This is a genomic window from Enterococcus rivorum, from assembly GCF_001742285.1.
In the GTDB taxonomy this organism is placed as follows: domain Bacteria; phylum Bacillota; class Bacilli; order Lactobacillales; family Enterococcaceae; genus Enterococcus_L; species Enterococcus_L rivorum.
The window spans coordinates 54,997-76,899 of sequence record NZ_MIEK01000002.1 but is presented as its reverse complement, the minus strand read 5'-3'; the positions used below and the strand labels follow the sequence as shown (position 1 = coordinate 76,899).

The 21,903-nt window shown below is 35.7% G+C and carries 28 protein-coding genes; 16 read left to right on the top strand and 12 right to left on the bottom strand.

What is annotated here, in order from left to right; all coding sequences use genetic code 11:
- From srlA to BCR26_RS01605, 8 genes are all read left to right on the top strand, one after another.
- Complete coding sequence (gene srlA / locus BCR26_RS01640) at positions 1–561, top strand: PTS glucitol/sorbitol transporter subunit IIC (RefSeq protein ID WP_069697221.1); 561 nt, start codon at positions 1–3, stop codon at positions 559–561.
- Between the two features lie 17 nt (positions 562–578).
- Positions 579–1,583 carry a PTS glucitol/sorbitol transporter subunit IIB gene (gene srlE, locus BCR26_RS01635; protein ID WP_069697220.1) on the top strand — a complete coding sequence of 335 codons (1,005 nt, stop codon included), beginning with the start codon at positions 579–581 and terminating at the stop codon, positions 1,581–1,583.
- Positions 1,584–1,666: 83 nt separating this feature from the next.
- On the top strand, positions 1,667–2,023 hold the full coding sequence (locus BCR26_RS01630; protein WP_069697219.1) for a PTS glucitol/sorbitol transporter subunit IIA: 357 nt from the start codon (positions 1,667–1,669) through the stop codon (positions 2,021–2,023).
- Positions 2,024–2,363: 340 nt separating this feature from the next.
- Complete coding sequence (locus BCR26_RS01625) at positions 2,364–3,524, top strand: galactokinase (RefSeq protein ID WP_069697218.1); 1,161 nt, start codon at positions 2,364–2,366, stop codon at positions 3,522–3,524.
- Positions 3,525–3,595: 71 nt separating this feature from the next.
- Entirely contained in the window at positions 3,596–4,585 is a 990-nt protein-coding gene (gene galE / locus BCR26_RS01620) for a UDP-glucose 4-epimerase GalE (protein ID WP_069697217.1), read from the top strand.
- A gap of 18 nt (positions 4,586–4,603) precedes the next feature.
- Entirely contained in the window at positions 4,604–6,085 is a 1,482-nt protein-coding gene (gene galT, locus BCR26_RS01615; RefSeq protein ID WP_069697216.1) for a UDP-glucose--hexose-1-phosphate uridylyltransferase, read from the top strand.
- A 50-nt stretch (positions 6,086–6,135) separates the two neighbouring features.
- A complete protein-coding gene (locus BCR26_RS01610) occupies positions 6,136–7,140 on the top strand; it encodes a LacI family DNA-binding transcriptional regulator (RefSeq protein WP_069697215.1) in 1,005 nt (334 codons plus the stop codon).
- 70 nt (positions 7,141–7,210) lie between these two features.
- Positions 7,211–8,269, top strand: a complete 1,059-nt coding sequence (locus BCR26_RS01605) for an aldose epimerase family protein (RefSeq protein WP_069697214.1) — start codon at positions 7,211–7,213, stop codon at positions 8,267–8,269.
- Positions 8,270–8,613: 344 nt separating this feature from the next.
- Here the strand turns inward: BCR26_RS01605 and BCR26_RS01600 are convergent, their stop codons facing one another.
- The 11 genes from BCR26_RS01600 to BCR26_RS01550 all read right to left on the bottom strand — a co-directional run bounded on the left by BCR26_RS01600 (position 8,614) and on the right by BCR26_RS01550 (position 15,176).
- On the bottom strand, positions 8,614–9,147 hold the full coding sequence (locus tag BCR26_RS01600) for a 3'-5' exonuclease (RefSeq protein ID WP_069697213.1): 534 nt from the start codon (positions 9,145–9,147) through the stop codon (positions 8,614–8,616).
- 213 nt (positions 9,148–9,360) lie between these two features.
- Complete coding sequence (locus BCR26_RS01595) at positions 9,361–10,113, bottom strand: exodeoxyribonuclease III (RefSeq protein ID WP_069697212.1); 753 nt, start codon at positions 10,111–10,113, stop codon at positions 9,361–9,363.
- Positions 10,114–10,188: 75 nt separating this feature from the next.
- Entirely contained in the window at positions 10,189–10,497 is a 309-nt protein-coding gene (locus tag BCR26_RS01590) for a hypothetical protein (RefSeq protein WP_139124851.1), read from the bottom strand.
- Between the two features lie 275 nt (positions 10,498–10,772).
- Positions 10,773–11,087: a hypothetical protein gene (locus tag BCR26_RS01585; RefSeq protein ID WP_069697210.1), complete on the bottom strand. Its 315-nt coding sequence runs from the start codon at positions 11,085–11,087 to the stop codon at positions 10,773–10,775.
- A gap of 15 nt (positions 11,088–11,102) precedes the next feature.
- Positions 11,103–11,852, bottom strand: a complete 750-nt coding sequence (locus BCR26_RS18670) for a hypothetical protein (RefSeq protein ID WP_211272274.1) — start codon at positions 11,850–11,852, stop codon at positions 11,103–11,105.
- 410 nt (positions 11,853–12,262) lie between these two features.
- Positions 12,263–12,748: a hypothetical protein gene (locus BCR26_RS01575; protein WP_211272273.1), complete on the bottom strand. Its 486-nt coding sequence runs from the start codon at positions 12,746–12,748 to the stop codon at positions 12,263–12,265.
- A gap of 32 nt (positions 12,749–12,780) precedes the next feature.
- Positions 12,781–13,809, bottom strand: coding sequence for a polymorphic toxin type 44 domain-containing protein (locus BCR26_RS01570; RefSeq protein ID WP_211272272.1), 1,029 nt, complete (start codon positions 13,807–13,809; stop codon positions 12,781–12,783).
- A gap of 62 nt (positions 13,810–13,871) precedes the next feature.
- Positions 13,872–14,153: a hypothetical protein gene (locus BCR26_RS01565; RefSeq protein ID WP_069697207.1), complete on the bottom strand. Its 282-nt coding sequence runs from the start codon at positions 14,151–14,153 to the stop codon at positions 13,872–13,874.
- Positions 14,144–14,521, bottom strand: a complete 378-nt coding sequence (locus tag BCR26_RS01560) for a DUF3958 family protein (protein WP_069697206.1) — start codon at positions 14,519–14,521, stop codon at positions 14,144–14,146. Before BCR26_RS01560 ends, BCR26_RS01565 begins: the two co-directional genes overlap by 10 nt.
- Positions 14,518–14,817 carry a TIGR04197 family type VII secretion effector gene (locus BCR26_RS01555; RefSeq protein ID WP_069697205.1) on the bottom strand — a complete coding sequence of 100 codons (300 nt, stop codon included), beginning with the start codon at positions 14,815–14,817 and terminating at the stop codon, positions 14,518–14,520. The genes BCR26_RS01560 and BCR26_RS01555 overlap by 4 nt, the downstream gene beginning before the upstream one ends.
- A gap of 65 nt (positions 14,818–14,882) precedes the next feature.
- Entirely contained in the window at positions 14,883–15,176 is a 294-nt protein-coding gene (locus BCR26_RS01550) for a WXG100 family type VII secretion target (protein ID WP_069697204.1), read from the bottom strand.
- Positions 15,177–15,525: 349 nt separating this feature from the next.
- Here BCR26_RS01550 and BCR26_RS01545 point away from each other — a divergent pair, with 349 nt between their 5' ends.
- From BCR26_RS01545 to BCR26_RS01535, 3 genes are all read left to right on the top strand, one after another.
- On the top strand, positions 15,526–16,440 hold the full coding sequence (locus tag BCR26_RS01545; RefSeq protein WP_069697203.1) for a Gfo/Idh/MocA family protein: 915 nt from the start codon (positions 15,526–15,528) through the stop codon (positions 16,438–16,440).
- An 89-nt stretch (positions 16,441–16,529) separates the two neighbouring features.
- Positions 16,530–17,417, top strand: a complete 888-nt coding sequence (gene murB / locus BCR26_RS01540; protein ID WP_084386982.1) for a UDP-N-acetylmuramate dehydrogenase — start codon at positions 16,530–16,532, stop codon at positions 17,415–17,417.
- Positions 17,418–17,448: 31 nt separating this feature from the next.
- On the top strand, positions 17,449–17,904 hold the full coding sequence (locus BCR26_RS01535) for a GNAT family N-acetyltransferase (RefSeq protein ID WP_069697201.1): 456 nt from the start codon (positions 17,449–17,451) through the stop codon (positions 17,902–17,904).
- Between the two features lie 71 nt (positions 17,905–17,975).
- On the opposite strand, the gene cbpA is transcribed toward BCR26_RS01535, so the two are convergent.
- A complete protein-coding gene (gene cbpA, locus BCR26_RS01530) occupies positions 17,976–18,620 on the bottom strand; it encodes a cyclic di-AMP binding protein CbpA (RefSeq protein ID WP_069697200.1) in 645 nt (214 codons plus the stop codon).
- 149 nt (positions 18,621–18,769) lie between these two features.
- On the opposite strand from cbpA, the gene rpmG reads away from it, so the two are divergent.
- The 5 genes from rpmG to BCR26_RS01505 all read left to right on the top strand — a co-directional run bounded on the left by rpmG (position 18,770) and on the right by BCR26_RS01505 (position 21,806).
- Positions 18,770–18,922, top strand: a complete 153-nt coding sequence (gene rpmG, locus BCR26_RS01525) for a 50S ribosomal protein L33 (protein ID WP_069697199.1) — start codon at positions 18,770–18,772, stop codon at positions 18,920–18,922.
- A 17-nt stretch (positions 18,923–18,939) separates the two neighbouring features.
- Complete coding sequence (gene secE, locus BCR26_RS01520; protein ID WP_069697198.1) at positions 18,940–19,110, top strand: preprotein translocase subunit SecE; 171 nt, start codon at positions 18,940–18,942, stop codon at positions 19,108–19,110.
- Positions 19,111–19,255: 145 nt separating this feature from the next.
- The gene (gene nusG / locus BCR26_RS01515; RefSeq protein WP_069697197.1) at positions 19,256–19,798 is read left to right on the top strand and encodes a transcription termination/antitermination protein NusG; all 543 of its coding nucleotides are present in this window, start codon (positions 19,256–19,258) and stop codon (positions 19,796–19,798) included.
- 85 nt (positions 19,799–19,883) lie between these two features.
- The gene (locus BCR26_RS01510) at positions 19,884–20,750 is read left to right on the top strand and encodes an alpha/beta fold hydrolase (RefSeq protein ID WP_069697196.1); all 867 of its coding nucleotides are present in this window, start codon (positions 19,884–19,886) and stop codon (positions 20,748–20,750) included.
- 39 nt (positions 20,751–20,789) lie between these two features.
- Positions 20,790–21,806, top strand: coding sequence for a LacI family DNA-binding transcriptional regulator (locus tag BCR26_RS01505; RefSeq protein WP_069697195.1), 1,017 nt, complete (start codon positions 20,790–20,792; stop codon positions 21,804–21,806).
- Positions 21,807–21,903: the final 97 nt, after the last annotated feature.

Genomic DNA, 21,903 nt, shown 5'->3' with positions numbered 1-21,903 from the left:
ATGACAGTGATAACGCAATTTGCAGAAGGATTTATGAATTTATTCCAAACAGGAGCGGAAACATTTATTAGCTGGATGACAGGAATCGTTCCCGTTGTTTTGATGCTAATGGTTTTCATGAATACGTTGATTGCTTTTCTTGGGGAAGAAAGAGTGACAAATATTGCACGAGTTTCAGCGAAAAATCCATTGACTCGTTATTTAGTTTTACCATTTTTAGCAGCATTTATGCTAGGAAATCCAATGTCCTTTACATTAGGGCGTTTCTTACCAGAATACTATAAACCAAGCTATTATGCTTCTTTAGCTCAATTTTGCCACACGAGTAATGGTGTTTTTCCTCATATCAATCCAGGAGAACTTTTCGTTTGGCTAGGAATTGCCCAAGGGGTAGAAAAATTAGGGTTGAATACGATGGAGCTGGCAATTCGTTATTTATTAGTCGGATTAGTTATGAACTTTATTGGTGGCTGGATTACCGACTTTACAACCGCTTTTGTTTGTAAACAGCAAGGAATTACTTTAAGCAAAACCATCCAATCAGAAGATTTAGCAGTATAATAAAGGAGGAAATGAACATGACTGAATATAGAAGTATTGTTGTAAAAAAAGGTAGTGGCGGCTTCGGTGGTCCTTTAACAATCACACCAACCCAACAAAAACATAAATTTATTTATATTACTGGTGGTGGCGAAAAACCAGCAATTGTTGATAAAATTGTTGAGCTGACTGGTATGGAAGCAGTCAATGGCTTCAAAACATCGATTCCAGATGAAGAAGTAGCTTTAGCGATTGTTGATTGCGGTGGCACACTTCGTTGTGGCATTTATCCGAAAAAAGGGATTCCTACAATCAACATAGTACCGACAGGGAAAAGTGGACCATTGGCACAATATATCACGGAAGAAATCTATGTTTCAGCCGTTGGAATCAATCAAATTCAACTAGCGGAAGTAAGTGAGCTTGTTCAAGAAAACGTAACGGAAAAAGCGTCAAGTGAAAAACGAGAGTTTAAATATGATACGAGCAAAAAAATTACCGAACAGCGTGCAGAAACTAGTTTTATCGCTCGAATCGGTATGGGGGCTGGTAAAGTAGTAGCAACCTTTAACCAATCAGCCCGTAATGGCGTTCAGACAATGATTAATACAGTCATTCCATTCATGGCTTTTGTTTCTTTGTTAATTGGAATTATTCAAGGTTCGGGGATAGGGAATGTTTTTGCCAATATCATGACTCCTTTAGCTGGCAATGCGATAGGCTTGATGATTATCGGGTTCATTTGTTCCTTACCGTTTTTATCCCCACTTCTAGGACCTGGTGCGGTAATTGGACAAGTCATTGGGACGTTAATCGGTGTTGAAATTGGTAAAGGGAATATTCCGCCACAACTGGCACTGCCGGCACTTTTCGCCATTAATACTCAGAATGCGTGTGATTTTATCCCTGTGGGCTTAGGCTTAGAAGAAGCTGAAGCGGAAACGGTAGAAGTTGGTGTTCCATCTGTATTGTATTCAAGATTTTTGAATGGTGTTCCTCGTGTGTTAGTCGCGTGGATTGCAAGCTTCGGTTTGTATAGTTAATTATTTAGACTAGTTCGTATTTAAGTAGTGACTGTATCTACCGTCGCTAAATTGAACAGTGTAAAAAGCATAGGAGGAGTAGTATGTCAGTATTTGAAACGACCGTCACAGGAATTGGGAAAGAAGCGGAGTTATTTAAAACAGAAAAAATGGTTATTTTGTTTGGCGAAAATGCTCCCGAAAGCTTGGCAGATTATTGCTACAATATCGAAATGAAGCGTGCGACAGCGGAAATTAAAACCGGAATGATTCTTAGTTTTGATGACGTTCTATATTCTATTACTGCTGTTGGGGATGTTGTTCGAAAAAATTTAGATGACTTGGGTCATATTACCATAAAGTTTGATGGTTCAAATTCGCCTGAGCTTCCAGGAACACTTTATGTTGAAGCGAAAGAATTACCAGCCATAGTAGAAGGAACTAAAGTAAAGATTAAGTAAAAAAATGTTTCTTAAATAGCTAAAAGTAACTAAAATAAGCAAAATGGAGTGTTATTCAGAAGTGTTTTTGAATAGTGCTCCATTTTTTACTATTTACAGAATAAAAAAGATCAGGTGAAGAAAGATTCTGACGATTAAAATGTTAGGATCAATAGTAAAAGAGTATCTGCTTATAGATGTTGTTAAAGTCAATCTTTTATTTTGGAGGACGAATAGGCTACTATTTAGACTATTTTCGATTATATACATTTTTTTGTAACCGTTTTACAAAAAGTGTTGTAAAGTTTTAGTAAATGTTTTACTATATATTTATCAATATAGAATGAGAAGAGGTAAGAAGATGGAGAAAAAACTCAGTAAGCAATTCGTGACAATTTTTGGTGAGGAAGCAACAGGTAGTTATTTTGCCCCAGGAAGAATTAATTTAATCGGTGAGCATACGGATTATAACGGAGGTCATGTATTTCCAGCGTCAATTACAATTGGGACTTATGGGTTAGCTAGAAAAAGGACTGATCGTAAAATCAGATTTTACTCAGAGAATTTTTCTCAACTTGGGATTATCGAATGTAGTCTAGATGACTTGTCCTATCAACCAACGGATGATTGGACGAACTACCCTAAAGGTATGTTTAAATATCTAATTGAGGCAGGGAATAGCATAGAATCTGGGCTGGATATTTTATTTTATGGTACAATTCCTAACGGTGCAGGGTTATCTTCTTCTGCTTCGATTGAATTATTAACAGGGGTAATAATAAAGGATTTGTTTGATTTGCCTATAGAGATGACAGCATTAGCTCTAATTGGGAAAAAGGTTGAAAATGAATTTATTGGTGTAAACTCAGGTATTATGGATCAATTTGCAATTGCTATGGGAAAGAAGGACTATGCAATTTTATTAGATACCAATACATTGAAGTATGAGTTGGTTCCGGCTGATTTTGGCGAATATGTTGTGGCGATAATGAACACGAATAAACGACGCGAACTTGCTGATTCAAAATACAATCAGCGCCGAGCAGAATGCGAAGAAGCTTTAAGGCGTTTGCAAACCGTTTTAAACATCCCATCTTTAGGTTCTATAGACGAAGCAACATTTATTGAACATCAAGAGGTCATTGAAGATGAAATTTTAATCAAACGGGCAAAACACGCTGTTTCAGAAAATCAGCGAACATTAAAGGCTAGAGCCGCTCTAGAAAAGAACGACTTAGCGACTTTTGGACGACTGTTAAATGATTCACATCAATCATTGAAAGTGGATTATGAAGTTACTGGTATAGAATTGGATACATTGGTTGCCGCAGCACAAAATCATCCAGGTGTGTTAGGCGCTCGAATGACAGGGGCTGGATTTGGAGGTTGTGCTATTGCTTTAGTAAAAGAACAGAATTTGCCAGAATTTATTCAAAATGTTGGGAGTATCTATCAAGAAAAAATCGGTTTTGAAGCTAGCTTTTACAAAGCAAGTATTGCTGATGGTGCAAGAAAGCTTTAAAATTAGAATAGTAAAAAGACAAATTGTTACGACTGGAATAAGAGTAGTAATAGTAATAGGAGGAATAAAGTATGGCAATTTTAGTTTTAGGAGGAGCAGGATATATTGGCTCGCATGCAGTAGATCAATTAATTCAGCAGGGCTACGAGGTAGTCGTTGTTGATAATTTATACACCGGACATAAAAAAGCTGTCCATAAACAAGCAACATTTTATCAAGGCGATATTCGTGAGAAAGATTTCTTAAGGACTGTTTTTGAAAAGGAAAAGATCGAAGCAGTGATTCATTTTGCGGCTAGTTCTTTGGTTGGGGAATCTGTGGAACAGCCACTAGTTTATTTTAATAACAATGTCTATGGTACGCAGATTTTATTGGAAGTGATGGCAGAATTTGACGTGAAGGTCATTGTCTTTTCGTCGACTGCAGCGACATACGGAGAGCCGGAGGAAACACCAATCAAAGAAACTACCCCTACTCAGCCTAAAAATCCTTATGGAGAAAGCAAACTGATAATGGAAAAAATGATGAAGTGGTGTGATCATGCATATGGCATTCGTTATGTTGCGCTACGTTATTTTAATGTGGCCGGTGCCAAAGCAGATGCTTCTATCGGAGAAGATCATCAGCCTGAAACGCATTTAGTCCCGATTATTTTACAAGTTGCATTAGGCCAAAGAGAATATTTAGGGATTTTTGGTGAGGATTATGATACCCCAGATGGCACCTGTATTCGTGATTACGTGCAAGTAGAAGATTTAATTAGTGCGCATATTCTTGCTTTAGAGTATTTGAAAAATGGTGGTCAAAGTGATGTCTTTAATTTAGGGAGTAACAACGGTTATTCGGTGAAAGAAATGCTGGAGGCAGCTCGTGAAGTAACGGGCAAAGAAATTCTCGCAAAAATTATGCCACGGCGTGCAGGAGATCCTAGTCGATTAGTAGCCTCTAGTGAAAAGGCACAAACTATCTTGGCATGGAAGCCTCAATATACCGAGATAAAAAAAATTATTGAGACAGCTTGGAATTGGCATGTTAGCCATCCTAAAGGATATAACGACTAAAAAACAGGGGGAATGAAAGTGTCAATTAGTCAAACAATAGCAGATTTTGTCACGCTTGCCATTCAAGCGGGGGGCTGGATGGAAATGGATCGATTGTATTTACAAAATCGTGTCGTAGGGATGATTGGAGAAAATTCTTTAGAAGAAGTGGTCTCATCTAGAGAAGTAAAATCTTCTTTGGCCTTGTTAGATGAATTAGTTCAACAAGCTATAAATAATAAGGTAATACCAGATATTTCTAGTGAAAAAGAGCAATTTGAAGCACAATTAATGGATCTACTAACCCCTCCACCTTCTGTTGTAAATGCTTTGTTTGCGGAACATTATGCAAATAAACCAGAAGAGGCAACCGAATACTTTTATCAATTAAGTAAAAATAATGATTATATCAAGACTAGAGCGATTGCTCAAAATATTGTCTTCCCTGTTGCTACAGAGTATGGTCAATTAGAGATAACCATTAACCTGTCGAAACCTGAAAAAAATCCCAAAGAAATTGCTGCAGAACGTAAAGCAATTCAAACTAATTATCCTAAGTGTCAATTATGTATGGAAAATGAAGGCTATAAAGGTCGTTCAAATTATCCAGCTAGAACGAATCATCGTATTATTCGAATGAATTTAGATGGCGAGAGCTGGGGATTCCAGTTTTCTCCATATGCCTATTATAACGAACACTCTATTATTTTATCTGAAGAACATCGGCCAATGGTTATTTCTGAAATGACTTTTCGCCGTTTGCTGAAAATTACTGAGATATTACCCCATTATTTTGTTGGTTCCAATGCTGATTTACCTATCGTTGGTGGTTCGATCCTGGCTCATGACCATTACCAATCTGGACGACACGTTTTCCCAATGGAAGTAGCTGAAATTGAGAGCTACTTTGAATTAGAAGATTTTCCACTACTGAATGTTGGAATTGTAAAATGGCCAATGTCAGTCATTCGTTTACAAAGCCCAAATTCAGAGGATTTAGTTCAGGCAGCAGCGGAAATTTTGAAGAAATGGCAATGTTATTCAGATGAAGCAGTCTCTATAAAAGCTTACTCAGAAGATGGAACCCCCCATCACACGATTACGCCGATTGCTCGACGAAAAGGACCGTTATTTGAGTTAGATTTGGTTTTAAGAGATAACAATGTTTCGAAAGAGCATCCTGATGGTATCTTCCATCCTCATAAAGATGTTCAGCATATCAAGCAAGAGAATATTGGTTTGATTGAGGTCATGGGATTAGCTGTTTTACCTCCTCGTTTGGCAGATGAATTAGTTCAAGTGAAAAGATACATTTTAGAGCAAGAAAATACCTTAGCAAACTACCACAAAGAGTGGGCCGACAAGATGAAAGTAACCTATAAGTTTAACGAAACGAACGCAATGGAAATTATCCATCAAGAAGTTGGTAAAATCTTTGCAAGAGTTTTGGCGGATGCAGGTGTTTACAAACGTGATGAAGAAGGCCAGCAAGCTTTTCGCCGATTTATTAAGACGTTATAAAATGATAAGCTAAGAAATCAAAAAAATGAAGAGCGAAAGTAGGTGGAAAAATGGCTACAATCAAAGATATTGCTGCTCTTGCAGGGGTGTCCTCTGCAACTGTTTCCCGAGTTTTAAACTATGATTCTGAGCTTTCGGTAGGACATGAAACAAAGAAAAAAATTTTTGAAATTGCCGAAGAGCTAAACTATACAAAGCATAAAAAAAATCAGAATAAGACCAATCTAAAAATTCTGTTAGTGCAATGGTACAATGAAGCGGAAGAACTAGAGGATCTTTATTATCTATCGATTCGATTAGGGATTGAAAAAAAAGCCCAAGAATTAGGCATAGAATTAGTGAAGCAACCAGTGAAAAAGATGGTTGAAAAGCGAGTCGATGGGATCTTAGCGTTAGGAAAATTTGATCAAAAGCAAGTAGAACATCTATCTGATATGACGAACAATCTTTTGTTTGTTGATTTTGACGCTTTTGATTTGGGATATAATTCATTAGTGGTCGATTTTTTTCAAAGTGTTTCGCTAGTTATAAATTATTTTTTAGAGCAGCAGCATGAGAAGATTGGGATTTTGACTGGAAAAGAATTTACTAGAGATAGCCAAGAGCCAATAGAAGACAAGCGGTTTACAATCTTTCACACAGAACTATCTAAGTTAGGTTTATATAATAAAGAGTACGTAGTGAGGGCGGAATTTTCGGTCGAAAGTGGTTATCAGATGATGAAAAAGTTTTTGGCTGAGAAAAAAGCCGACTTACCGACCGCTTTTTTTGCTTCAAATGACGCCTTAGCCATAGGGGCTCTCAAAGCGATTCAAGAATTCGGCTACCAAGTGCCTCAAGATATTTCGGTTATTGGGTTCAATGATATTAGTGTTGTTAAATATGTAAGTCCAGCCTTAAGCACTGTGAAGGTGCATACAGAATGGATGGGAGAACTGGCTTTAGAAACGATTTCTTCATTTATTCAAGAGAAAGCACCTGTGCCAAGAAAAATTACGGTTGGAACGGAATTAATTATAAGGGAATCAACAAGAGTCATAAATACTGCGCCTTAGTTGACATTTTTGAACTATCTGTAAATGGTATCTTAATCAAGAAACTATCTATTTGGAGGTAAGCTTTGCAATGAAAGAGCAACTATTTGGAAAAACTGCTGATGACAAGCACATCTATTTATACACGCTGGAAAATTCGAATATCAAGGCTACGGTGAGTAATTTAGGAGCAACGCTAGTGAGTCTTTTGGTGCGTGATAAAACTGGAAACTGGCTTGATGTTGTTTTAGGGTACGATGATGTTCAACAATATTTAGAGAATACAAACACTTATTTCGGAGGAACAGTCGGAAGAAATGCCAATAGGATTGAAAATGCACTTGTCGCAATTGAAGGAATCAACTATCGTTTGCCAGCAAATGAAGGGGAAAATAGTCTTCACAGTGGACCTGATGGGTTTCAGATACGCTTTTGGGAAGTGCTGAAATCAAATGAACGGCAGAATGGTATTGAATTTGAATTAATAAGTCCAGATAAGGATCAAGGATTCCCAGGAGAATTAAAAATGACAGTTATCTACGAGTTGACAGATTCAGGATTAACAATCAGCTTTAAAGGGAAATCAGATCAAACAACTATTTTTAACCCTACCAATCATAGTTATTTTAATCTTAACGGGCAGGGAAGTGGAACTATTTTGAACCATCTGCTGTCATTATCCGCAGATTTTTATACACCCATTAAAGATAGTCGAGGAATTCCTACTGGAGAAAAATCTTTAGTTGCAGAAACACCGCTAGATTTTAGAATGGCGGCAAGAATTGGTCAAAGAATCAACGAACCCTTTGAACAACTCCGATTAACGGGTGGGTACGATCATAACTTTGTTTTGAAAAAACTTGGTGAAGGGAACGAACCGTTTGCTAAAGTAATAGGGGATAAAAGTGGCATTGTTATGGAAGTAGGAACAGACTTGCCGTGTGTTCAATTTTATTCAGGCAATTTTTTACAACATGAGATTGGCAAAAATCAAGCGATTTATAATGAGCGAGATGGATTTTGTTTGGAGACACAATATACCCCAAATGGCATGAACCATGGGGAGGAAAGGGTACCTGTTATTTACCCTAATCATGAAATTACCTACAGAACTACTTATAATTTCTCAGTTAGTTCGGATATTTTTTGAAGCTTCAGTAGCAAAAAAATTTAATTAAAGAATGAAGCTTTTTCTAGAGGGAAAACGTGATATAGAGTCCAAGACAAAACTAAAAATCCGTTTTGTCTTGGACTCTATTTTTTTATAAACGGGATCAAACGTCTGGCTCTTCGGAAATTTCCCGAAAATCACTCAATCCATAAAGCGTATAGTGCGTTTTGTGGTCCAATTTCCCGCCCCAAAACGACTTTTATCTCAAACCTAAACGAGTTTTTCTCGCCCTTTTTTGACTATTAATTGAAAGCTAAAGACCATTGATTAAGAAGGAAGAGTCATTTGCTATGAAAGAATAGGTTGGAGGGCAAAATTTTGTTTTATTTCATTGTTACTAATTTTTTTAAAGGTTCCACCCCAAAATGTTTTTCTTGGTAAAGCAAAATTTCAGCGCAAGCTCGGCTATCTTCCAAAGCGTCATGGTGATTATTCAATTGAATAGCTAATTTATCGCATACTGTGTTTAACTTATGATTCGGCATTTCAGGAAACAGCTTACGACTTGTTTTAACAGTACATAAAGACATGTAGTTTGGTTGTTGAAGCCCATAATAATCTAAACACCCAGAGAGTACGCTACAATCAAAGCCAGCATTATGAGCAACGACTAGAGTGTTTTGTTGAAAGCAAGCATGGATTTGTGCCCAAACCTCAGGAAATTTAGGCGCGTCCGCTACATCTTCAGGATGGATCCCGTGGATTTGAATGTTTTTCCAAAAAAAGTCTGTTTCAGGCTTAATCAACGAATAATACTCGCCGACAATCTGACTATTTTCAACTTTTATTAAAGCGACAGAACAAGCACTGTGTTTCGCGTAACTAGCGGTTTCAAAATCAAGCGCATAAAAATTCATAGGTAAGATTCCTTTCAACGATAGAATAAGTTAAGACTATTATATCAAAAGTCATCGTAAAAATAACTTCTTTGTACGAAGATAGATAGAAATTTAAGGAATCAGTAACAGGTGATAGGGATAGAGAAAATTTAGAAAGTAGAAAAACACTCAGGGAAGCGAAAGGTAATTTCGTTTTCCTGAGTGTTTGGATTAAAATAATATTGGAATGCTTTAGTTAAATAGTAACTCCACAGGACAATGATCACTCCCTGTAATTTCGGTATGGATGGTAGCATCAACGAGATTTTCTTTTAGCTCATCAGAAACCACAAAATAATCAATTCTCCAACCAGCATTATTTTTACGGGCATTAAAACGGTAACTCCACCAAGAATAAACACCTTCCTTCTCAGGATAAAAATGGCGATAGGTATCTATAAAGCCAGTTTCCAATAATTCTGTGAATTTTTGTCGTTCTTCTGGTGTAAAACCAGCATTTTTCTGATTGGTTTTCCAGTTTTTTAAATCAATATTTTGATGTGCTACATTTAAGTCTCCACAGACAACAACAGGTTTGTCTTTTCTTAATTCATTTAAATATTCACGAAAATCGTCCTCCCAGGTCATTCGGTAATCAAGACGTTTTAGTTCATTTTGCGAATTGGGTGTATAACAAGTAATCATGTAAAAGTTAGGGTATTCTAAAGTAATCAAGCGTCCCTCAGTATCATGTTCTTCAATATTCATCCCGTAACGGACGCTTAAAGCTTCTTCCTTAGCAAAAATTGCTGTGCCAGAGTAGCCTTTTTTCTCAGCGTAATTCCAGTATTGATGATACCCAGGTAGATCAAGATCGATTTGCCCTTCTTGCAGCTTTGTTTCTTGTAAGCAGAAAAAATCTGCATCCAATTCATTGAAGACTTCCATAAAATTCTTTTTAACAACAGCGCGAAGCCCATTAACGTTCCAAGAAATACATTTCATCTTTCGACTCTCCTTTTTTATCTCCTTATTCTTAACCAAAAAAACAGTAGTAAGCTAGAATCCTATAGTTGTAGTTTACCATAAAATACCAAAGGATTTCCCGTCGAAGCTTATAAGTGTACCATCGTCATTAAATAAAAGTAAATCCTTGCTATCTCCACCTTGAAGTCTTCGATAAGTTACAGTTTCCTTTGCTTCAGCCCCACTGGCTTTCTTAGTGGTTTTAACAGACTTACGATTTTGTGTTTTCCCTGCATTGAGAACACCTTTTACCATTACACCTATTGCAATTATCCCATTTGCTAATAAAGATGCTTTCCCTGGCTTTTCTGCAGTGGTTAATTTCTTTCCGGTTACACTATCAATCACTGTCGCTAACTCCATTATCAGTACTGTTTGACAAAGAACCCCGAAAACGGTATCAATGGTTGATTACTCAATAATACCGTTTCAATAAATTCCCATTTTTAATCTGAATTACTTTACTTCAAATAAACATTCGAAAAGACTAGAAAAGTCCTTTGAATTTCTGTACAATAACTAAAGCTAGCTTTTGTTAGCTATTGGCAACTTGATTAGTGAGTTCACGCTTACTAGTCAAGGCTTTACTATCCGACTCCAATCAGATAGTAAAGTGCCTTTTTTATTTAGTAATCTAATTACTGATTTTCAATACTTATAGAAAGCATTGTTCCAAAACAAAGACTGGCAATTGTATTATTCTCTCTTAAAACTCTCAAATACATATCTTCCTTTTTCAATTCATTAATATTATCAAAATCTCCATAAAAAATATCTTTTTCTTTGTAGGTCAAGAACACACTAATTTGGTTTTCATAGGTTCTTATAAAGATTTTTAAAGTAAAATCATCTTTGCTAATTTTATACGTTATATTGCCATCACCTACATTGTCAGTCAAACTTTCACTTTCAGATAGAAATAGTTCCATCAAGTCTAATTCATCATACTTCATTTTTATCCGTCTCCTTTATTTAGGTATTACGGTTATTACATCACCTAAATCATTAATTATAACTGTAACATCACCAGTTTCAAATTTCCATGTATTTATTTGGTTTCCTGCTGTTTTCACACCCTTTGTTATAGCATCCTCAATAACTGATGGTGGAACATTTCTTGGCTGTACATATTTTTTAATAAAATCGCTATACTCTCTTGTTCCTGGAACATATCCCTTACCTTTGGCAATTTCTTGTCCTCTAGTATGCAGTTGAGCTCGAATATCTGGTGTGTCGGGAGCCATTCTTTCTAAAGCATGTCCAGAATACTTACGTCCATTTATAGTCGCTCCATTTTTATTTAAACTCCAAGATATATCATCCACAGCCCCACTAGCTTTCTCACTTGGTAGCTTACCATAATTCTCAATTTTAGGCGCAAGCATACCTAGTACAACAGCTTGATACGCGGGGGCGACTGCTGTTGAGATAGCTAGTGACTTGGCTTGTGCGATCTCCCAATCAGTTAATTTTCTTCCAGTATAAGGATCAATCCCTGTTGCAACCATTTTATTGTAATAATCTAATAACTCATTATTCACTTTTGGTGGTGTGGTTTTATAAAGATCATAGGCAGCTTTACTGACTCCCGGTACTACTTTTCCTGTTTTTTTAGAAATATAGGCATTAGCATTTGTTGACCAATAATAATTATCCATTAACTCTTTTCGCGTTTTTGGAATTCGATCTTTATTATTTTCAGAATCAAACTTTTTCATTTTTTCTGGATTCATTTTTCCCCGCTTTTTCCAATTATCAGTAATCGGCTTTGCCAGTGTTTAGTTGCGTTAAACAGGATTCATATTCTGAAAAGATACTAGCAAATGTACGAAAATACAAGCTATTTCTTAGACGTTCTTTATCTGATTTGTTAATTCCTAAAATAATCAATTAATTTCCACTTGGATGTAAACAAATTGTTTAACTGACTGTTTAAGTGAGCTTTAAATCTTATCAATTTATTTATACACTTCTTTATTTGGTAAGTCTATTGTGTCAAAAAATATGTTTATTTTTCACATCAAAAGTCGTTGAGCTTATAGCAATTGGAGTAAAAAGTGATTTTTGCTCACTGTTTATGAAGAGTCTGGGACAAAACCGATTTTTAGTTTGTCCCAGACTCTTCATATTAAGTATTCTCTACGGATATATCGACTTTTCCTGAATGATTTGATACGTTTTCTATTTTTATGGTGTAATTCTTGTTGTTGGTTACATCAAACGTTTTTTCTCCTTTGAATTCCATTATGAAATCATTATTATCAAAACTAACGCCATCTTTTTTGTTTATTGGTAAATTTTTTTTTATAAATTTATTATCAACGACAACTCTAATTGTCTTCTCTTTAGTAATAGTGTCAAAAAAAGTATCTGTAGATAAATCATGCCAGAGTTCTCCATCACGCCCTGTAGTAAGCTTCAGTTTAAGACCATCTTTATTTACAATTCTAAGTGTTGAATTGTAATCTACTTGCTCTACTTTGGGTTTAACCTCTACTGTTATTTCCTGTTTGGGCTTGAGCGTTCTATATCCAAAGCCTGCAAATATTTTTGTATAATTTATAAAAACTAAAAAGCCAATAAGTAAGACTATAATTGAAAAAATTATAAACAAATATTTATGCAATTTCTTTCGATAGGAGTACATTATTTATTCCCCTTTCTATTTTTATAGTCTTTTATCCCATCTTCAATATATTGTGCATCATTCGGATTATCTCCAAAATTACCTTCATTCATGTTTTTTAGCCATTTAGCTATATCTTTATCGGACCAAGCTTGTGCGGCACCTGCACTTAATTTCAATAAAGAACCGTCAAACAATAAGAATCCTTGTCCAAAATAGCCAAAAAGATAATTTCCTAGATAGTCTCCTGACATATCACCCGTCCAGTTTCGTGCCCAAATAGAAAAATCATAATCTTCACTGTATGCTCTGGTTTTCAAGTCAAGTGGTGCTCCTGTATCAACAATACTTGCAAAATAAAGATAATCTAGTGGAGACATACCATCTTTTGTTCTATTTGCTTTTAGTATATCATTCCCCATATCCCTAACTATAGCTTTGATATCAATTCCAGATTGTATAAGATAGTTTGATAATCGTTGTTCAATATCATCGATAATATCTTTCATTTTTGGATCTATCGAGAACCAGTCATCCCCATATTTTTTTCTAGCATTGTTATATTCATCAAACGCATTTTTATTTAATTTATACAAATAGTCTTCATATGCTTTGACTATTTTTGCTGTTTTAACAGCGTCTGAATCGGAACTATTTAGAATAGCTGTAATTTGTTTATCTAGAGAGAGTTGATTTCTATTTTCCCAACGCTCATTGATTGGATTCGCCCAACGCATATCCATTTTTTCGATATCAAATGTTCCTGAACTGGCATTCCATGCACCACTATTGGCAATCGCGGATATGCCAGTGTTTAGTTGCGCTAAACAGGATTCATATTCCGAAAAAATACTAGCAGAAGAAGCATTGAACGCATGGAGTTTCTGAATTCGCTCTTCTAGCTTCTGCACCGCCATCATGGCATTTTCGTAGCGTCTTTCTAAGCGTGGGTTCCATTTTTCCTCTTTCGAGATGAGCTCTTGAATGGCCCCCATTAGTTCTCTACCTTGATTTATTCTATCACGTAACTCATCTTTGCTATGAAACACGGAGAACAAGGTGATTCGATGTTAAATAGTACAAGGAGTAGCGAAGCGAATCGTTGCTTCCTTTATGTATCCCCACCACCAACTTGTGACGCATATTCCGATAAAAATTTCTGGTGAGCCTGTGTTAAAGCTTCGCTTGCCAAAACGACGCCTTGTCGAAGCGGTGGATAGGCCACGGAAAAATACCGTTTAGCTGAGTCATAAGTCTTACCAGATAATGGCGCGTTCAAAAATTGGCTGACACTATCTTGCAATAGCCCTACTGCCTGTGTGGCTGCTTGCGCCACACGAGTCGCATCATTGGCTTGGGCTTGGACTTCACCAACAAAAAAATCTAATCCCACTGTGATTTACTCCTTTCTTTACTGAATAGTTCTTTGCGTTTCCTTAACAACTGTTCTTCTTCTTCCAAAAGCTGCCGTTTTTCTTTTTCTAAATGTTCGCTTTTCTCTTCCAAATAATCCAATTCTTCTCTGGATAGCCAACGAGCTTCTTCGGTTGATTGTTGAAAAAAATCTTGGGTTTGGTCGTCTAATTGAAGTCCTAGCGAATCAGAGAAGAAGGTTTGTTCAATCGAACCCAGTGCTAGAGCCTCATTTATCTTGTCGTCATACTTGCGAATTTCGCGCATTTTTACCTCTTGATCTAAAAACACTTGTTTGAGTTGTGTGTGAATTGCTGCTTCTTCGGTTTCAATTGATTTTTCAATCATCTTAAACGACCACCTAAGGAGAGGCTATCCAATTGATTCTTAATTTTTTGATCAATCGCCGCAAATTCTTGCGCCACGGAATGAATGTTATTGCCATCTTTGGCAATACTATCTGAAATTTTATGTAATGCATTAACTAAGTCCGTCCCACTTTTTCTGGCACTACTATTTCCTGAAACATTCGTGCGTTCCGCGAACGTTGAAGGATTTTGTACCCCACTTAATCCGCTAGCTGCCTGACTTAAAGAACTAGAAACACTACCAGCAATGCTTAAATTACTTGAAATTTTCGCCATCTTTTCAACTCCTTTGATAAAAATAGACGAAGAATCATTTCTTTCTTCGTCTATTGCTTTATAAATTAACGATTATTAATCGCTTGTGAAATATCATTATCAGTATCACGCATAATTTGCGCCACCGAACGTAGTTGTTGGTTGATTTGTTCTAACAACTCACCAAACTCACGAATCTTCGGTTGTAATTCCACAAATTGATTGTCAAAGCTTTCAAAGCCACTACCTTCCCAGTTAGAGCGGATAGCCTCCTGCTCTCTTTCAAGGTTTGATAAAACGGTTAAAATTTCTTCTGATCCTTGGGTGTATTTCGTTGCAGATGTTTCTAGTTCTTCTGGTGATAATTTGATTTGTGCCATTCTTTTTCCTCCAATAATAAAATAAAAACTATGTAACATTGAAAATGATTCTGATTCAATCATATCAATAATTACATAGGTGCACAACGCTAAGTATAAAATTCTTTATTATATTTTTTTCTTTAAAATGATATTTGTAAGGGATTTGCAAAATATCACTTTAAACTCAGGTTAGTTAGATTGAAGTAGATGTAGTTTAACTAAAAACAGACTTCACAAGGCGATTTACATTTCACACTACATAGATTAAAATTTATGTGTGGGAGAAGCTCTTTATGTTTCTTGTAGGTGTTTACAATATATAGTAGTAAGATGAAATTATCAATCTAGTTTGGATGGAGGTTTTTTCATGAAGATTGGAATTATTGGACTAGGAAATATAGCGCAAAAAGCATACCTGCCTAGTTATGCTGCTTTAAGAAATAAAGTAACTTTTGTTTTAGCAAGTCGCAATGAAACGGTACGTAAAGAGATTGCAGAAAAATATGGCTTTGAGACTGGCGTTGAAACGATAGAAGAACTGATTCAAGAGGGCATCGAGGCTTGTTTTGTACATGTTGCAACGAAAGTACATGCAATTACTGTTGAAAAGCTTATAAATGCAGGAATCCATGTTTTTATTGATAAACCACTAAGTGAAAATCCAGCGGAAGTAAAAGCATTGCAGCACTTGGCGCATGATAGAAAGTTACTACTAATGATAGGATTTAATCGTCGTTTTGCTCCGCGTGTAGAAGAGTTGAAGCAGGTCGAAAAGAAAAACGTGCTCATTTTACAAAAAAATCGCGTGATGAGTCAGAATTCTGTTCCTTTTGCTATTTACGATTTATTTTTACATGTGGTAGATACAGCAGTGTACTTATTAGACGATGACATTTTTGATAGTCAAAGTAAAATAATCGAAGAAAAAGGCTTTTTAAAACGAGCGCTTTTACAATTAGAAACAAAGAGTACAACGGTTATTTGTTCGATGAATCTTTTTTCTGGGGCTAATACAGAAACATTCCAAGTGATGAGTGAGGAGGCTACCTATGTTCTTGAAAATCTGACTGATCTAACCATTAAAACGGGTAGAGGAACAGAAATAAAAACGTTCGATGATTGGACAGGAACATTAGAAAAAAGAGGATTTCAGCAAATGGTTACTAAATTTATTCATGCAGTTGAGACGGGAAATCAACAGTTATTGAGACAAGAAAAGACACTGTTAAGCCATGAGTTATGTGGGAAAATGCTTCTTCAGCACGAACGACATATTTTATAAAAGAGACAGACTAGAAAGTTTTAACGAGGCATGCTAGAATGAAAAGGATGTTTATATAGAAAGGAACGACTTTCGTGGATAAAAATACGATGAGCACTACTTTAGAAAATATAAAATTACTTTTTGATGAACCTTTAATGAATGAAACTTTTACAAAAACTGGTGGACCCGCAGATGTTTTGGCTTTTCCAAAAAATCGTGAAGAAGTTGTAAAACTTGTCGCATACTGTCAAGAGCATGAAATTCCTTGGTTGGTTTTAGGGAACGCAAGTAACTTAATTGTCCGTGATGGCGGTATTCGTGGGATGGTTATTATGCTTGAAGACATGAAAAAAGTGCAAGTAAACGGAGAGCAGTTAACGGTTGAAGCTGGAGCAAAATTGATTGATACAACCTATGAAGCTTTTGCTCATCAATTAACAGGTTTTGAGTTTGCTTGTGGTATCCCTGGCAGTGTAGGAGGGGCAGTTTATATGAATGCAGGCGCTTATGGAGGCGAAATAAAAGATGTATTTACTTCTGTTGATGTTTTACTAGAAGATGGAACAATTCAAACCTTTAAAAAAGAAGAAATGGACTTTTCATATCGTCATAGTGCGATTCAAAAAATGCACTGTATTGTTCTTCAAGCAACATTTACTTTGGAACAAGGCAACAAAGAATTGATTAAAAATAAAATGGATGAATTAACCGAATTAAGAGAGTCAAAACAGCCGCTAGAATATCCTTCATGTGGTAGTGTTTTCAAACGACCGGAAGGACATTTTACTGGGAAATTAATTCAAGATGCTGGTTTGCAGGGATTGAAATGGGGCGGTGCTCAAATTTCTGAAAAACATGCGGGATTTATTGTTAATGTAGATCATGCGACAGCAACAGATTACGTAGAGCTAATTGCCCATATTCAAGAAGTAATCAAAGAAAAATTCTCCGTTGAATTAGAAACTGAAGTTCGGATTATCGGGGAAGAAAAATAGAACATTTACTCATTTAAAAGGAGGCGTTTATTTGTTAGCGTATCGTGAAGCAACCAAGGAGGATATTCCCCTGATTTATAAGTATATTAAAGAACTAGCTGCTTATGAGGGACTTGCAGATGAAGTGACAACAAATGAACAAATTCTAGAAGAATGGATTTTTGATAAAAAAGGTGCTGAAGTTATTTTTCCAGAAATAGAGGGGAAAGAAATTGGTTTTTGTCTATATTTTTATAACTTTTCAACTTTTTTGGGACGATCAGGATTGTATATTGAAGATTTGTTTATTGAAGAAAAATATCGAGGCAAAGGCTATGGCAAACAGCTTTTAAATAAAATGTTCCAGATTGCCAAAGAAAAGCAATTAGGTCGAGTGGAGTGGTGGTGCTTAGATGAAAATAAAGCATCGATTGATTTTTACAAAGCTCAAGGAGCACAACCAATGGATGAATGGACTGTGTTTCGAGTAGAAACTAAAGATGTATAAAATAACCTCAGATCAAAATCCTTCGGTAGAAGATTTTGGTCTGAGGTTGTTTTTTATCAGAATAAATAGTCTTATTTAGTGTTATTTTTTAAGTTTTCAATTTCAATGACTTTGAAATTTTTCTTTTCTAGATTTTCAACAATGACTGCACAAGTTTCTTCACTTGTGTCTGAAGGCAAGGTCAGTAATGTACGGCGAATGAACTCATCTTCTCCGATATCTAATGTGATACAACTAGCTATACTGCTGTGTTTCGCAATGATTTTTGTGATGCTTGCTAAGTCTCCTTGTTTCCCAGTAGAGGCAACTGTTAAAACATAGCTTCCTTGTTCTATATTCCATGATTGGGCTAAAATATTCAATAAAGTACTATGTGTTAAGATACCATAAAAATAGTTGTTTTCATCAAGTACTGCGATATAAGGGAGTTCCTTTATTGTAAAGAATACTTTAAAGAAAGAGGTATTAACAAAAATAAATTTTGTTGCATTTTTTAATAAATAAGTAACCGGTAAAGACATGTCTCCGCCATTGGCTTTATGGCGATAAATGTGCATTTTATAGATATTACCTCGGAAAATTTTTCCAGATTCATCTAGAATAGGAACACAACGATAGCCAGATTCTTCAAGGATTTTCAACGCCTCATCTAAAGTGCAGGATTCGTTGACCGTAGTCAGATTTTTCTTCTTGATTACAACTGATTTAAGTAGCATTTTAAGCCCTCCGTAAATTAAATTCTTCTAATCAATAGTATGATAACATAACTTGAATAAAAACAATAGCCAAGTGAGACTACCATTGACATCGGAAGAAAAAAGTGATAATGTTAGTTAGTAAATTTCTGAATAGAGGAGGTCGAACTATGGCAACAAAAAAAGCAGCTCTTGCTTGTTCAGTTTGTGGCTCTCGAAACTATTCTAAAGCTATCAGTGAAGGAAAACGTGGTGAGCGGTTAGAAATTAATAAATTTTGCAAATACTGCCAGAAGTACACGTTACATAAAGAGACGAAATAAAGATAGGAGGGAAACACATGAAATTTTTACGTAGTGTAATTGATGAGATGAAGGTTGTGACTTGGCCAACAAAAAAACAATTGCGTAAAGATACATTAGTTGTTCTTGAAACATCTATTCTTTTTGCAGCGCTATTCTTTGTGATGGATACAGTTATTCAAACGCTTTTTGGTCTAGTAATCCGTTAATTCAAACTAGTAATTTATTTTAAGCAGTGCTATAATAATAGGTGAAGAAAAACTTCGGGGAACTGAGGTTTTTTTATTTTCAGATTGTAATGGATAAATTTAAGATTATAAAAATTAAAGATAAATCGAAGGAGCCGAAATCAACATGGAATCATTTGAAAAAAATTGGTATGTGCTACACACGTATTCTGGCTATGAAAACAAAGTAAAAGCGAACATTGAATCTCGTGCGCAAAGCATGGGTATGGGCGATTTTATTTTTCGTGTTGTTGTGCCAGAAGAAACTGCAACGGAAGTAAAAAATGGTAAGGCAAAAGAAGTAGTCAACAAAACATTTCCTGGGTATGTTTTAGTAGAAATGACAATGACTGATGATTCTTGGTATGTTGTTCGTAACACGCCTGGAGTAACTGGGTTTGTTGGATCTCATGGCGCAGGAAGTAAACCAGCACCGCTATTGCAAGAAGAAATCAATCATATTTTACGTTCAATCGGAATGAGCACTCGTCAGTCAGATTTAGATGTATCTATTGGTGATACGGTTCGAATTATCGAAGGGGCTTTCTCTGGACTTGAAGGAGAAGTTACTGAGGTTGATGAAGAAAGACAGAAATTAAAAGTGAATATCGACATGTTCGGTCGTGAAACAAGTACTGAACTAGATTATGAACAAGTAGATTCGATATAATAAATAAGGGAATGGGACTAAGCTCAAGGAGTTTGGCTCCATTCCCTTAAATCTAATAACCATAATAATCATGAGGATAACCGAAATGAAAAATAAAAAATGGTATTTAATCATAGTGATAGCTCTGTTGTTCCTAGTAGGTTGCTCAAAAGCTCAAGAAACTGTCAATGACGGGCAAAAAAATGCTGAGCCAGCTACGAATAGCGAAACGCAACAAAAATCTGTTACGCCAACCCTCTTTATTCACGGATATAGTGGGGGAAAGAGTTCTTTTGGTGGAATGATTAAGCGTTTGGAGAAAGATAACTACACAAAAAAAGAATTGACATTAACCGTAGATGCATCTGGAGAAATACAGGCTAAAGGGAAATTGACTGGTCAGGCAAACAATCCTAGTGTTCAAGTTCTTTTTGAAGAAAATAAAAGTCATGAATGGAATCAAGCAGAGTGGATAAAAAATTGTTTGTTATATGTTCGAGATACTTACAATATTCATGAAGTGAATGTTGTGGGACATTCTATGGGGGGCGCCAGTTCATTCCGCTTTTTGACTACATTTGGTGACGACTCAACCTTGCCGAAAATAAAAAAATTTGTGGCAATCGCTGCTCCATTTAATAATTTTGTCGAAGATTCTAGTGTAGAAAATATCGAGACTGTACTTGCCGATGGACCTAAGATTCAAAGTGAGCGCTATACGGATTATGTGAATGGTATTGAAAAGGTTCCATCAGATATGAAAACATTGTTGATTGCAGGTGACGTAGAGGACGGCAGTAGCGGTGATGAAGCAGTTGCTGTGACGGATGCATTGAGTGTTGTTTCATTACTCCGTTTACACGGAAACGATGTCCAAGAGAAAATTTTCTATGGAAAAACGGCACAACACAGTAAACTACATGAAAATGTAGAAGTGGATCAAACGGTCGCTAATTTTTTGTGGAATGAGTAGAGGAAATAGATAAGTAGAACGTTGGTAAAGGAGAAAATCATGAAAATTCGAATGAAAGATATTGCAAAGATGGCTAATGTATCGGAAGCGGCGGTTTCTTTGGTATTAAATGATAAACCTTCTAGAATTTCAGAGAAAAAAAAGAAAGAGATTAAAGCAATTGCCAAGGAATTAAATTATGTTCCTAATATGGCAGCTCAAAGCTTAGCAAAAAAAGCTTCTCAGACAGTTGGGATTGTAATTCCAGACATTGAAAATCCTTTTTTTTCAAAGCTCTGTAAACAATTAGAAGAACAGTTTAGGGAAATCGGTTATTTAACAATTATTGTTAATTCAAACGATGATTTTACTGTGGAAAAAAGCCTTATTCAAATGCTACTAAATCGTGGGGTAGATGGCTTAATTATTGCTTTGTCTAACGAATCTTTTTCATCAAAAGAAAAACAAGAAAGCTTTTTAAAAGAAATAGATGCTCCGTTTATTTTAGTGGATCGTCATGTTGCTTTTTCAGGAGTTAACCAAGTTTATTTTAATAGCTATAATGGTGGTAGAATATCAACTGAGTATTTGCTTCAAAACGGTCATCGCAAGATTGCTTTTATGACAGGTGATTTCAAAGTTCCTAGTACGATGGATCGATTGAAAGGCTATCAACAAGCGTTAGAAAAATATGGTGAAGAGTTGAACGAGGACTACATAATCGAAACTGGCTATCGTTTTAATTTTGGAATGGAAAAGGCGAAAAATCTTTTTGAATTAGAAGACGTGACAGCAGTGATTACAGCAAATGATATGGTTGCTTTTGGGGTCTTAAAACAAGGGCTTATTAGTGGGAAAAGGATACCGGAAGAACTATCCATAATTGGCTATGATCGTTTAGAAATAGCAGATATTTTAGGTGTTTCTTTAGCGACCGTTGACCAAAATATTTCTTTGTTATCAGAACAAACAGTGGGATTATTTCAGAAAATCATGACCAAAAGAACAAAGAAAACAGAACAAATTATTTTAGAACCAACTCTTTTCCAAGGCGAAAGTGTAAAAAAAATAAAATAGGCATTGACTAAATATAAATAAAACGCTATCATAAGGTCGTAAAGATAAAGCGCTTAATCTGAAAATGCTTTTTTTATTAGTAAGAAAGTATTTTTTT

What these genes read in the sequence shown, in the direction of transcription:
- srlA (WP_069697221.1), top strand. Translation starts at nt 1, where the DNA reads ATGACAGTGATAACGCAATTTGCAGAAGGATTTATGAATTTATTCCAA.
- murB (WP_084386982.1), top strand. Translation starts at nt 16,530, where the DNA reads ATGAGCACTACTTTAGAAAATATAAAATTACTTTTTGATGAACCTTTA.
- BCR26_RS01585 (WP_069697210.1), bottom strand. Translation starts at nt 11,087, where the DNA reads ATGAAGTATGATGAATTAGACTTGATGGAACTATTTCTATCTGAAAGT.
- BCR26_RS01610 (WP_069697215.1), top strand. Translation starts at nt 6,136, where the DNA reads ATGGCTACAATCAAAGATATTGCTGCTCTTGCAGGGGTGTCCTCTGCA.
- BCR26_RS01590 (WP_139124851.1), bottom strand. Translation starts at nt 10,497, where the DNA reads ATGGAGTTAGCGACAGTGATTGATAGTGTAACCGGAAAGAAATTAACC.
- BCR26_RS01600 (WP_069697213.1), bottom strand. Translation starts at nt 9,147, where the DNA reads ATGAATTTTTATGCGCTTGATTTTGAAACCGCTAGTTACGCGAAACAC.
- nusG (WP_069697197.1), top strand. Translation starts at nt 19,256, where the DNA reads ATGGAATCATTTGAAAAAAATTGGTATGTGCTACACACGTATTCTGGC.
- BCR26_RS01550 (WP_069697204.1), bottom strand. Translation starts at nt 15,176, where the DNA reads ATGGCACAAATCAAATTATCACCAGAAGAACTAGAAACATCTGCAACG.
- cbpA (WP_069697200.1), bottom strand. Translation starts at nt 18,620, where the DNA reads ATGCTACTTAAATCAGTTGTAATCAAGAAGAAAAATCTGACTACGGTC.
- rpmG (WP_069697199.1), top strand. Translation starts at nt 18,770, where the DNA reads ATGGCAACAAAAAAAGCAGCTCTTGCTTGTTCAGTTTGTGGCTCTCGA.
- BCR26_RS01510 (WP_069697196.1), top strand. Translation starts at nt 19,884, where the DNA reads ATGAAAAATAAAAAATGGTATTTAATCATAGTGATAGCTCTGTTGTTC.
- secE (WP_069697198.1), top strand. Translation starts at nt 18,940, where the DNA reads ATGAAATTTTTACGTAGTGTAATTGATGAGATGAAGGTTGTGACTTGG.
- BCR26_RS01605 (WP_069697214.1), top strand. Translation starts at nt 7,211, where the DNA reads ATGAAAGAGCAACTATTTGGAAAAACTGCTGATGACAAGCACATCTAT.
- BCR26_RS01625 (WP_069697218.1), top strand. Translation starts at nt 2,364, where the DNA reads ATGGAGAAAAAACTCAGTAAGCAATTCGTGACAATTTTTGGTGAGGAA.
- BCR26_RS18670 (WP_211272274.1), bottom strand. Translation starts at nt 11,852, where the DNA reads ATGAAAAAGTTTGATTCTGAAAATAATAAAGATCGAATTCCAAAAACG.
- BCR26_RS01555 (WP_069697205.1), bottom strand. Translation starts at nt 14,817, where the DNA reads ATGGCGAAAATTTCAAGTAATTTAAGCATTGCTGGTAGTGTTTCTAGT.
- BCR26_RS01595 (WP_069697212.1), bottom strand. Translation starts at nt 10,113, where the DNA reads ATGAAATGTATTTCTTGGAACGTTAATGGGCTTCGCGCTGTTGTTAAA.
- BCR26_RS01545 (WP_069697203.1), top strand. Translation starts at nt 15,526, where the DNA reads ATGAAGATTGGAATTATTGGACTAGGAAATATAGCGCAAAAAGCATAC.
- BCR26_RS01560 (WP_069697206.1), bottom strand. Translation starts at nt 14,521, where the DNA reads ATGATTGAAAAATCAATTGAAACCGAAGAAGCAGCAATTCACACACAA.
- srlE (WP_069697220.1), top strand. Translation starts at nt 579, where the DNA reads ATGACTGAATATAGAAGTATTGTTGTAAAAAAAGGTAGTGGCGGCTTC.
- galE (WP_069697217.1), top strand. Translation starts at nt 3,596, where the DNA reads ATGGCAATTTTAGTTTTAGGAGGAGCAGGATATATTGGCTCGCATGCA.
- BCR26_RS01505 (WP_069697195.1), top strand. Translation starts at nt 20,790, where the DNA reads ATGAAAATTCGAATGAAAGATATTGCAAAGATGGCTAATGTATCGGAA.
- BCR26_RS01630 (WP_069697219.1), top strand. Translation starts at nt 1,667, where the DNA reads ATGTCAGTATTTGAAACGACCGTCACAGGAATTGGGAAAGAAGCGGAG.